Annotated in this window: 5 protein-coding genes; 3 read left to right on the top strand and 2 right to left on the bottom strand. The window is 62.4% G+C overall.

Annotated features, from left to right (window positions below; all coding sequences use genetic code 11):
• Positions 1–400 precede the first annotated feature (400 nt).
• Both ABH927_RS04835 and ABH927_RS04830 read left to right on the top strand, forming a co-directional pair.
• The gene (locus ABH927_RS04835) at positions 401–1,714 is read left to right on the top strand and encodes a DNA sulfur modification protein DndB (protein ID WP_370018427.1); all 1,314 of its coding nucleotides are present in this window, start codon (positions 401–403) and stop codon (positions 1,712–1,714) included.
• A 403-nt stretch (positions 1,715–2,117) separates the two neighbouring features.
• The gene (locus tag ABH927_RS04830) at positions 2,118–4,097 is read left to right on the top strand and encodes a hypothetical protein (protein ID WP_370018425.1); all 1,980 of its coding nucleotides are present in this window, start codon (positions 2,118–2,120) and stop codon (positions 4,095–4,097) included.
• A 185-nt stretch (positions 4,098–4,282) separates the two neighbouring features.
• Here the strand turns inward: ABH927_RS04830 and ABH927_RS04825 are convergent, their stop codons facing one another.
• Complete coding sequence (locus ABH927_RS04825; RefSeq protein WP_370018423.1) at positions 4,283–5,752, bottom strand: DNA phosphorothioation-associated putative methyltransferase; 1,470 nt, start codon at positions 5,750–5,752, stop codon at positions 4,283–4,285.
• Between the two features lie 171 nt (positions 5,753–5,923).
• On the opposite strand from ABH927_RS04825, the gene ABH927_RS04820 reads away from it, so the two are divergent.
• On the top strand, positions 5,924–11,311 hold the full coding sequence (locus ABH927_RS04820) for a sacsin N-terminal ATP-binding-like domain-containing protein (protein ID WP_370018421.1): 5,388 nt from the start codon (positions 5,924–5,926) through the stop codon (positions 11,309–11,311).
• 297 nt (positions 11,312–11,608) lie between these two features.
• Here ABH927_RS04820 and ABH927_RS04815 read toward each other — a convergent pair whose 3' ends face one another.
• Positions 11,609–12,121, bottom strand: a complete 513-nt coding sequence (locus tag ABH927_RS04815) for a hypothetical protein (RefSeq protein WP_370018419.1) — start codon at positions 12,119–12,121, stop codon at positions 11,609–11,611.
• Between the last annotated feature and the right edge of the window lie 144 nt (positions 12,122–12,265).

The following is a 12,265-nucleotide window of genomic DNA, read 5'->3' as shown; positions in this document are numbered from 1 at the left end:
TTCGGCTGGCCATGGCCGACAACTCCCAAGCGAGCTTCCATCAGGTCCTCTACATCGGGCAGGCTGGAGGGGCCGGACAGCGCGGCAACACAATCCGGAACCGGTTCAAGGACTACCGTAGGCACCTACGCGGCGACCCCGAAGCCTTGTGGACCCAGGAACCGCCCACGACCAGGTCTGCGCGACTTACCCACTACCTCGCGCTGCGTCCGCTGGAGTTCTGGTTCGCCACCGTCGAAGACCGCTCCAAGATTAAAAACTTGGAGAGTCGCTTGATCAATCTATACAACCCGCCACTCAACAGCCAGAACCGCCCACGGCTGCGAGCCCGGGTCAGCACTACCGCTCGCCCTGCCCTTTGTCCCTAACTAGGACCGTTCCATCCCGATCGAGGATTCCCATGCCCTCCAAAACCTTCGTGCCAGCCTTCGAAGCCAAGGTAGGCAACTGGACCTACTACTCCTGTCTAATGAGCTACGCCCAGGTAGCGCGAGAGATTAACTTCGCCCATGAACTCGGCGGCAACCGCGACCTCGGCACCATGATCCAGCGCGGTGTCGGGGACCGTACCGCGCAGATTACCGACTACCTGCTCACCAACGAAAACCGCTTCCTCGGTGCCATCATCGTCGCCGTGTGGGGAGGCAACGCCATCTACCTTCAGCTTGAGATGGATGCCGACGCCGAAAACCAGGCCATCCTCGCCGGCATCGACCGCAACTTCGGCGTTCTGACGTTCGACGGCACGCAGCAGTTCTTCGCCCTTGACGGCCAGCACCGCCTTAAGGCCATCAAGGACGCCGTGAAGCGGGACCCCAACCTCGGCTCAGAGGACATCAGCGTGATCGTCGTCCCTCATTTCGACACGCCTGAGGGCCGGCAGCGAACCCGGCGCCTGTTCACGAACATCAACCGCAACGCAAAGGCCACAAGCACCCAAGAGAACATCGCTCTCGACGAAGACGACAGCTTCGCCATCCTGACCCGCCGTGTGCTGGACGAACATTCTTTCCTGAGCAGGGACAAGGTCGTGCTCGTGTTTAGCAAGGTCGGCGACGAGGGAGAGCTCGTTCTCGCGCAGCGCTCCATCAACCAAAGCAGCCCGGCCTGGAGCACCATCGGCGTGCTCTACGACATCGCCAAGGAGATCGGGTACGACCTCCCATGCACAGCCGACCAGTCCAAGCAGCGAGTCGCCGACGAGATCCTTGAGCAGAGCTACGAGATCTTGGCGCGTAGGCTCGATGATCTCCTCGGCGCCTGCGGAAACCTTCGCGAACGCTACCTCGCTGCGCAGTCGCCGAAGGATGTGCGCGCCCCCAAGGGCCGCGAGGGATCAGGGCATCCGTTTATGCGCCCCGCGGTTCAGGTAACCGTCGCCAAGGCAATCCGGCACGTCCTCGAGCAGGAATCGCTCGGGTGGGACGACGTCATGAAGCGGCTGGCCAGCTTGGACTGGCGCATGGTCGCGGCACCTTTCTCCGCGATGTGGATCGATACCCCCGACGGCCGTACCAAGGGCAAGATGGCTAGTGGCAAGGACCACCTCCAGCTCTTATATAGCCTTCTCATCGCCCACATCGCCCCTCGCACCAAGGTTCAGGTGGCCAGGGCCCTTCGGGCGTACCAAGACCTCAAGAAGGAGAGGTACCCGGTCGCACAGGAAGACCTGCTCGCCCTCATTCCCGCCGACGCCGACGTGGCTGAGAGCTGAGCACCGCCTGGCATGGACCGAGCCGGGCACCGAAACTCGGGCCACGGGGCCCGCGACATGCGTTGACAGGACCGCTCGCCGCCGTAGCGGCAGCGGTCCGAACGGGGTGCAGCCAACTCCCGATCGACATACGCTTTCCCAGCGTCGCACCATCAGGGGGTACTTGATGATCCGTTCGGGAGAGCACGTCGCTGCTCCGGCGTCGGACGCTTCCGCTGCCTTCCGTGAGGCGCTAATTGCAGTGCTGGGGCACTACACCAGTGACTCGCCCACGGTGGTTACAGTAGGTAGCGTCCGGACTTTTAGCCCGGCTCTGTCGACTCCCGCTGACTGGCCCGTCCAGGACCAAAACACGTGGGAGACCCTCCCGAGCCGCATCAACGGACTCCTGCCCGTTGCGCCGGTGCTCGTTCTTCCATCCTTCGCGGACTTGTGTGACCCCGTCGACAATGTCCAGGACTCGGGCGCCGACTCGGCCGCTGTCCGGTTCGAAGCCGCGGTCGCGGCTGTAGCGGCTCCCGGAGGCCCGGCACTGCTGGCGATGCTGCTGCCGGCGAAGTACCTCGCTTCCAAAGCCAAGAGGGGGGTGCGCTTTCGCCGCCTGCTCTCCGGGCAGTGGCGACCCGTGTTCATCCTCTACTCAACGGGAGCTCTTCCAGAGCTTCACAGGGCGAGTGAGGCGGCCGTCGTCGTTTTACGCCCGACGACCACCGAGACGGTGAAAAGCTGCGTCTTCCGGGTGCCCAGAAGCGGCGAGAGGAGCTCAATCGAGGAGGACCTGGAGAGGCTTCTGAAGCTGCCCAAGGGCCGCACGACCTACGGTTATGTAACGAAGGAGACAGCGTTACCGGACGAAGGGTGGTCCTACGCTAGCGCGGATTCGCAATCACCCGATGACCTTACCGTGGCCTCGGTCTTCGATATCGAGCGAGGCGTCGGTGGGCAGTCGACGGATCTCTGTGAAGCCCATGTGCCAGAGGGCGTCCGCCTTCTGCGCGGGCGGGATATCCAGGAGGACGGGACGATTGCCGAGCCAGACCCCGACAGTGACCTGTGGTGCTCTGGCATCCCGGAGCGCTACCACCTACGAGTCGGGGATGTACTCGTCCGGTCTGACTTCCTCCCGGGCCGAGCTGGGGCAGCGCTAGTCAGAAAGCAGGACCTGCCTGCGGCGGCAGGTAGCCACACCATGGCTCTGCGCCCAATCAGCTCCGTCTCGGAGGAGCATATGCGCCTCATTCTGGCTCGTTTGCGCTCATCCGCACTCGAAGAACACGCTGCGCGCGCATCTGGCCTCGTTCACCTACGCAAGCAAGACTTGGAGTCGCTTGCATTGCCGCGATCAGACGAGGCACTGGCGACTGCCCTAAATGACCTAGAAATGGCAGGGCGGCAGCTCGGCAATTGGAGCGCGCAGGCCGTGGCGCTGGCTCGTGCAATCTTCACTGATGCCCGGGATACTGGTCAGGCCCGTCAACGCATCATCGAGGCAGGGCAGATCTTGCGTCTCCGAGCTGAGACCGCCGCCCAACTTGACGACTTCGGACATATCGTTCGAACCCGCTTTCCTTACCCTATCGCGTTGCGGTGGCGCGAGACCGAGGCAAAGAAGAGCGCAGACGATCTGGGCCCTGCCTACGACGCCGTACTCGACGCGACCGAGATCCTCTTGTGCTACACCGCCCTCCTCGCTGCCGCTTTCGCCCGCGCCGCCGGCATTGATCTCTCATCTGTGACCGCGCTGCGCGAGAAGCTCATCAACGACCCGGGCGGCCCCGGACTCGGCGACTGGACTGCGGTGCTCCAAGAAATCTCCGGCAGGCGGAAGCGCCGTGGCCTCGGGTCGGATCACCCGCTGCACGAGCTTGGTGCCGTGTTCGCCGACGCGCAGGTCGGCGCCGCCCGTAAGCGCCATTCGGCTCGACGTAACAATCAGGCGCACCTTCGTCGCGCTGATTCGGTCGAACTCCCCCAAACCCTTAAGGAGTCCTTCGAGGATCTCTCGCTGATGCTAAGGCACACCCGTTTCCTGGCCGACTGGTCACTGATCCAGATCACAGGCGTAACTTGGGATGCCTTCCGGAGTCAAGCTACTGTGAGCTTCAAGCGCCTCATGGGCGACCACCCAGTCGTACCCACCGAGACAATGAAGCACCCGACCAGTGCGCTGGAGAGCGGGAGCCTCTACGTGATCGATCGCAATTATCAGCTCCACCTTCTGCGCCCTTTTCTCACCGGGCGGATCTGCCCCACCTGCCGCAGCTGGTCGACCTTCCACGTCGACAAGGTGAACAACGAGCTCGTACTGAAGAGCCTGGAGCACGGCCACTGCTTCGCCGATCCCACAACCACCGAGCCGTTACGCCACGTCGGCTTGCTGTAGAACCGAGACCGGGCATGAGCCGTCGGCTCGACGGTCGCCGACCTCCCGGAAACGAGGACCCGACCCATCGACTCTCTTATCAGGGGCGGTGTACAGGCCGGGACTCCATGAGATGCCCGGCGGTGCTTCCTCGCCAATACCTGGGACAGGTTAGAGCTGTGAATGCCGGGCTCTTGCCGAACGTCCTAATCGGTCTCGGAGTCAACTGATCCCTGATTATCTGGGCGACGTATCAGCCGGTGTCCCCTAAGGGAACGCCCGCATCGGTAGAGCTCTCTCTCCCATCCTTCCTCCGTCCCGATCAGATGCGGATGTTCGTAGAGCCCTGCTCGTTCCTCCGCGTCTGTGAGGCGGCGGTACTTGGGCACATCAGGATCATCCGGTACAAGAAACTCATGCTTTCGGTGTAGAAGTGGACGGTTGTGGGAGTCGGCATAGGACAGGAATGAAGACTTTAGTGTTTGAAGGTCGACGGTGTATGACGAGACCAAACGAGGATGCGGGTCGGTGTCAAAATCGGGGTAATCGAGCCAGCTCACGCCGCGACCTTGATGACGTAGCTTCGCAACCGTCCACTCCGCAGGACGGCCGACGGCAATACTGGCGCAATGCTCGTATAGGCGGAGTACTACGGGAATCCGGTGGAGCGCCCGGCGGTGTACATACAGGGCTGTCGGGGTGAACTTTCCGGCAACTGACCCGGTCATTGCGCGCCGAACATAAGCGTCATCGCGGAGTTTAAGCAGCAGCCGGTCGGCGCGCTTGCACGCTTCCGCGTATGACGTGAAGAACGCCCGGATGTCGAGTTGGACTGAAAGCGGGAGGCTGCTCGCGGGACCCCGCCCATGGAAGAGCTCGAGAGCGAGGAATAGGAGGGTGTCCAGTGCGGATCGCTTCGCAGCTTCTTCAACCTTGAGCGGATCGGCGGCCTGGTGAGCGAGACGGTTGAGCTCGGGCGGTCGCAGATGCCCGAGGAGGGCGATTACCTGCTGTGGCATTTCCTCCAGGCGGGGGAGGCGGCCTCGATGCTCCAGGTAATCGACGATGACGGCGATGGCAGTAGCTGCATCTTCGGACGTCAGCCATTTCACATCGGGTGTGATCCGGCGGGCGAGATAACGAAGCCGAGCTTCGTCGTCTCTGAAGGCATAGACGATGCCGGGTGCTGAAGGCACGCAGCGGACGCCAGTCACATCCTCGACGTAGTCACGAAGCTCGCCGGCCGCAAATAGGTGTTGGAAAGTGTTGCGGCTTGTAAGAATACCGTCGCCGTATTCACGACCCTTTATCTGGTTCCGCTCCCACCGCAGTCGCGCTGACACCACGAGTGCTGTCCGCGTGTTGTCCCATGCGTTTCGAAGAGTCCCGCGTCGTTCGGTCGGATCTTCGATCACGTTGACGACGTAGGTGAGGAGAACAATGTCAGCGGGTTTGAGGTGGCCTCCAGGGTGGTGAGCCGGATCCCATCCGACGACGTCCAGGCCGAGCTGTCGCAGGGCCTTTACGTCCGCGCCACGACCACAACCGTAGTCGAGTACCGAAGTTCCCGAACCCAGTTGCAGATCAGTCACGGCTTGGCGTGCGGGGGCAGAGAGTCCAACGCGGCCGATCGCAGTCCGTTGACGCTCGCTATTCCATATCAGCGGTCCCTCCACGGCTACAGTTTGCCCGACGTCGCCGGCGTACCCGACAACATTTCCAGTTCAGCCTCGGGAAGGTCGTGGTCCACCAAGGGCGTTCAGGCGTTGTGAGCAGGAATGTCGGAGGTGTGCGTTACGGTTCCGCCAACGCACACGGCAGGCGAGGAACCCATGGTTGAAGCAGGGATGGACAGCGACCTCCGCCCGGAAGAGCGCGCGAGGCAGGGCAGTCATGACCAGGAGCTTCGTAGTTATGCGCTGACGATCCTCCAGGAGTGGCAGGAGACAAAGACCTGGCGGATCGCGGAACAGCTTAAGGCCGCAACCTGGGCGAATGCTCGGGACTACAGAGGGCGTTCTCTCCTTGAATTGCTGCAGAACGCGCATGATGCCCACGCCGGTGACAGACACGAAGGACGCGTTCACATCGTGCTCGACGAGACCGAGGGCGAGTACGGCACGCTCTACGTCGCCAACGGCGGCACACCCTTCACCTGGGAACGCGTCATGGCCATCTGCAAGTTCGCCATGAGCGAGAAGACGGTCGGCGACGGCATCGGTAACAAGGGTGTTGGCTTCAGGAGCGTACTGGAGCTCACCACGGCACCCGAGATCTTCAGCGCCCAACCGGGCGAGTCGGCTGAGAGACCCCTGAGCGGCTATCGCTTTCGCTTCGCGACTCCGGATGACCTGCTCAACCTTCTTGGCGACGAGCAATTGGCCGCCAAGGCCGCCGCTGAAATGCCGCCCTTCCAGGTGCCGTTCCCGATCAGTTACCTCCCAGAGGAGTGCGCGGCGTTGGCCGTCGACGGGTACGTGACCGTCATCCGTCTGCCTTTGAAGAGCCAGAACGCCCTCGATGACGCGACTCGTCTTTGGACCGAACTTGCCACTGCCGATGTCCCGGTCCTGCTTTTCCTCAACCGCCTCGAGCGGCTGGCGCTTGAGCGTCGCACGGACAGCGACGAATCCCAGCACGTTGTCCTTACCAGGCAGGAACGCGCAGCGGACATTGCTGGCCTGGGGCCAGAATGTGGCGGCGAACACCTTCCCACCGTCACGTTCGCCGAGGTCGACCTGGGAGCCCTGGGCCAGTTCCTGGTAGCCCGCGGCCGGATTCCCGACACCAAGCTCCGTGAGACCGTCGATCTGGCCGTCTCGCTTGGCGATCTGGACGAGTCGTGGCAGGACTGGACGGAACCCGCCGTCATCGAGATCGCTTTGCCACTTCAGGAAGACAGCCGGGCGCAGTGGGAGGGCCAGGGCCGCATTTACACGTTCCTCCCGCTCGGCGACGATGTGCGGGCTCCACTCCGCGGACATCTCAATGCGCCTTTCTTCACAAAAGTGGACCGTACCGCGTTGGATCGGCAGCATCAGCTGAATGCAATGCTCCTCAACGCGACCGCCGAAACCTGCCTCGTGGCCGCTGATCGGCTGAAGCGGGGAGCCGATGCCCAGTTTCGCCGGACAGCGGTCGATCTCGTCAACTGGGACCCCACGGAGGACTCCGTACGCCTCCTTTCTGAGGCTGCCCGACGTGTTCATAACCGCGAATTCCGACACATTGCCCTGGTTCCGGTACTCGGTAAGGAGCCCCCAGGATTCTTCTGGGATACGCCGGCGAGTGCGGTGCTATGGCCTCGTCGTGATACCAAGGTGCTCACCATTGAGGCTGCCCGCAGAGCCGGAATCCGGGTGGCTGACCCCGGGGTCGGCACCGCACGACTGGATCGGCTGAACAGACTATGCGGGCTATTCGGCGCCTCCTTGACGCCCACCGACGAGGACCTCGCCGACCAGGTAGAACGGATGGTGGCAGCGCTCCAGCCGCCCCGCGACCATGAACCCCTCGAGCTGTGGAATGACCTCTACATCGATATCTTCCGGCTGTTTGAGCGGCGCCGTGTTGAGGTGTTGCGGGGTAGAAGGTTGTTACTCGCGGACGACGGCAGATTGCGGCATTTTAACGGGCAACACCAGTCGGAGGCTGACAGCTCCGGACGACGCCATGAGGCGTTCTTCCAGCCCACACCGGCCGCTCAGGCAGGCCTGAACGGCATCCACATACCCCGCGCGCTGAGAAAGCGACTCTTCTACGTCCACCAGGGCCTACGGTGGAGCAATGAGCTTGGGCAGCCCAACCGGCAAGACGCGCACGCCTTCCTTGTGCGCCTCGGTCTTGTCCGGCAGTTCGATATCCAAGAGCTTCTTCAGCATGTTCGAGACGCGCTCCGGGAGAGTTCCTCCCAAGATCTTCATCGCCAGTCGCTCAAGTTCGTTTTCCAGCTTTACCGCTCCCGGCAAGGAACTTCCTTGCCGGTCAAGGATCTCGGGCTTCACGTGCCCACAAGGTCGGGCACACTGCTGTCCGCCGCCGATGCCGTCTTCGGGGCAGGCTGGCGCGACACGAACGGCGACGATCTGGCGGCCGTGGTCGAGGAGGGGCGCGACGCCTCATCCGACCTCAAAGCCCTGGAAGTGCGGTTCGTAGCCTCTTCAGAAGAATTCACGCGACAGGGCGGCACCCAGGAAGAGTGGCGTGTTTTCCTTTCGGCCCTTGGAGTAACTGATGGGCTGATTCCCATTTCCTCCGCCGATGCGAGCACGTACATCTACGCGCCCGGAGGCCGGGCTGTCGTTCAAGGCGCAAACACTCCTGACGACGTGAGGAGGCAATGGGAACCGGAAGTCCTACGCCTTGGGATGTACGCGCGGCGCCCGCAGTCATACTACGCAGGCGGCCATGCCTACCGTCTTCCCGGTCAGGGCGTGGTCAGCCAACTCAGCGATCAGGGCCGTCTCGCCTACGCCCGGCTCGTGCTCGACGGCCTGGCCAAGTGGACTAATGATCACTTCATCAGCAAGTGGGTCAGTCGCACCACTCGGGACCATGACACTTGGGAGATCCCCACACCCTTGAGTGCGTTCCTCCGTACCGAACCTTGGCTGCCGGTACGGAAGTCGGACAGGACCGTGGGTTTTGCGCGGCCGGCAGATGTGTGGCACGTCCCGTTGGACAATGAGGACGACCTCATCCCCCTGCGCAGGGTGCATCTCAAGATGCGGAACTTTCTTAAAAACTCCGCCATACAAAATAGACTCCGGGCCGTGGGAATGCCGACATGGGGCAATCCCGAAGACAGCGTAAGAAGCCTTGTGGCACTTGGAGAACTCGTGGCGACGGGCACCGTCGGAGTGCACGATCGCGGCTCTGTCGAACGTGCCAATCGAGAATGCTGGGAACGGTTGGCTGACCGCTCCCGGTTATATGGGTTTTCGGAAATCGAGCTCCAGCCGCTGCTGGAGTCTCTGATCCTCATCGAGCGGGACGAGGCACTGGACGTCATCAGGCTCTCTGATCTGCTTGAGGGCGAAGGAGTCCTGTACGTCAGTGACGAACGCGACAACCTGACGGTGCGCTTCATACGGGAGATGGAGAATGCTCTTCTCATTGTTCCCGGGCGAGCTCGAAGAGTGGCCTATTTGTTAACGCGGCTCTGCTCAGGGCAGATCAAGCACGTCGATGCCGCAGCTTTGGCTGTTGAGATCGATGGCCAGGCGCCGATCTACGGTGAACTCGGGGATCCGCTTCACGCACTACTTCCGTGGCTGCCCAACGTCATCGGAGTGTTGGCCGACCATCACCAGCGCACCATCCGGCCAACTGAGGGTGAACTCGCGGATCTGGTCGCATCATTTCGCGCAATTCGCCTGCACGGGTACGCGTCCCTGAATATTCGCCTCGATGGCGCGCCTGTCCAGCTGCCTGCCCGCCAATGCGGTGTCCTACCCCTCCCAGATGATGATGTGCCCGTCATCGCGGCACCGCGGAGCTTAGCGAACGAGCTCAACTGGGAGTCCTTGGAGAAGCTCTCGGACGCCATCAGCCACGTGCTGGGCAGGCCGGACTTCGCGGTTCGGCTTCAATTGGCGGCGCGCCGCCTGCGTGACTCCTACGCCGACCCTGCCGACCCCGCGAAAGAAGAACTTGCGGCTGCGCTGGACGTCTCGCTGTCGCAGTACGAGGAGACGAGCAGGCGACTTGACGGCTCCCTCGCGGAGATCCTGGTTCGTCTCTACCCGGTGTTCGTGCACACCTTGGGTATGGACGAAGCGCGGGAGCTGACGGACCCGCGCCCCTCGGATGCCAATCAGCTCCAGGTACTCCTCGCCGAGCACGAGGCCCGTCTTCCGTTCGCCTCCGACCAGCTGATACGCACCGCCCGCACAGTTCGTACGGTCGACGAATTGCGCGAAGTGCTGGAAATTGATTTCGCTGAATTCAACCGGACGCTCCTTGAGCTCGCCCCTCGCTACCAGCCGATCAGCCGTGCAGACGTCCACGAGGATGCGATGAGGAGGCGAGTGGGTCAGCGACGGACCGCGATTATTGACCGGCTCCGCCGGGCTTTTCTGAGCAAATTTGATTCCCGTGATCCGATCAATGGTTGGACTGAGCTCCGCTCGCTCCAATGGATCACCGTGCCCGACTCCTGGGCCCTCACGGTGGACAACGTGACGAACGAATATCTTGACGCCCATATCGGCTCGGCCCTTGCCGCCCGTCTGGGCATAGTTTCAGAACCGGAGCAGCGCGTGGAGCTGCCCGACCTGGATCGAGTGCGCATCGACAATCTAACCCTCGTCCAGGCGACCATTCCGGAGCTCAGAACACTGATTAGAGCTGCGGGGCGGTTCCTACCCGCCGCACTGGAGGGCGACGTTGCTGACCTACTGGACCAATGCGGCGTGCTGGACTTCCGCCCCCTCGGCAAGGACGACGTCGTCGCGTGGCTGGCCGTCCTGGGGCACTGGCCTTCGGGGATGCCGCTGACGACGGCCGCAGAAGCACATGGAATCACCCGGGAGTCACTTGCCGCTCAACAATCGGCGGCCGCGCGTGCTCGGGAGGAACAACTCCGGCGACGCCGCATCATTCTCCTTGGCGAACGCGAGTTCGATGCTGGATCCGGAGACTTCACGGACCTAGCCGACGAGTTGCGGCGAAGGTTGAGCGAGAATCCGAGGATCACCGTCAGGAATAATCGCTTTGCGCCTCTGGAACCTGTTGCTCCACGCCAGCGCTCGGTCTCGCCGATTGGTCAAGGCGGTAGCTTGGGTGGTGGACGTCGCGACGAACTCTCCCTGGAACAGCGCATGGCTATCGGTTTCGCTGGCGAGTTGATCGCCTACGAATGGCTCCGCGCTAACTACCCGGCTACTACAGAGGAGAGTTGGGTCTCCACCAACCGTCGGAAAGCCTTTCCCGGCTCTACCGGAGATGACACCCTCGGCTACGACTTCAAGGTGGGCACCGGCAACCACGCCCGAATGTTCGAGGTGAAGGCAACCCAAGCTGATGGAGGTCAGGTGGAGCTTGGGGAAAGTGAGGCTCGTGCCGCACAGCGGTATGCGGGGAGCAATCGCTGGAGTGTCCTCGCGGTGACATGGGTTCTTACGCCCGAGCGGACGGTCGTGCACAGGATGCCCAACCCCTTCAGCACTGCGGGGCGCGGACTCTACCGGATGGAGGGCGGCTCGCTTCGTTTTTCCTATCGACTGGACAGTTGACCGCGCTGGGAAGGGGTCCATCATGTCGATCCAGAAATGGTCCTGCTGTCACTACCACGTCCGGGCCACGAGGAACGGCGGGCCAGGGTGAACGGCAAGTCTGGCGACCTTTAACGGTTGGTGGAACCGGCTTTTGGCCCAACGCGGCGTGCGAGAGCGCCGCGGCAAAGGGACGCATTCCTTGTTGTGACAGTAAGCCGCCGGAGCGAACGCGTGCGAGTCAAGATACATTTGCCCTGGCCTTCAGGAAAGGGATCAGCCGCCGCTTGCGCGAATGGGTTCTGTTGAGATCGATCATCATGAGCGATGGGTTGGGGCGGTTACGGTGACGTAGGCGATTGGGCCGCCCGACGTGGATGTGAGGCGCTTGCCGAGAAGGTGGTCGGCGATTCGCCGGTCGCCAGGTATGCCGCTTTGAACCATGTTGAGGGGTGTATCGAGGTCGAGGTCGTTGATGTAGCCTGCGAGCCTCGCACTGAAACGATGACGCACCAGGCCGTTGTCGGTCAGTTTGGTGTCCCAGCTGTTCAGCCCCGTCAGTAGGGCGACGACGAATCCGCCGAGTGTCACCGGGAGAATGCCAGCCTGCGCGATCTTTTCCGGTGTCCCCACCCACCACCCGCGCAGCGCCTCCAGTAGGTCTTCAGGTGCCAGATCAGCCCGAAAGCCGATGAAGGGGCGATCACCGTCCGGATCATGCTTCGCCACGTCGACGCGCAATACGGCCATCGTGGTGTTGCCGGTTGTCGCGGGCTGCACGTGATGAAGCGCCACGGCCGAGCGAGTCCCGATCCGTTGGGCTACGTCCATTGGGATCATCAACTTGTCGCCGTGTCGCCTGACGGCAGGGAGTAGACCACAACGCCGTTGCGTTTGGCTGTCTGCGGCTGAGTCAAGGGCCTTGAGGACGCGAACGGGACTTCTGGTAGATCAACTTGTGTCGAGCAAGGCGAT

This window comes from Planotetraspora sp. GP83, from assembly GCF_041262585.1.
Taxonomy (GTDB): Bacteria; Actinomycetota; Actinomycetes; order Streptosporangiales; family Streptosporangiaceae; genus JAOEGB01.
Note: the sequence above shows the minus strand (reverse complement) of the source record. Positions and strands in the feature narration are given on the sequence as shown.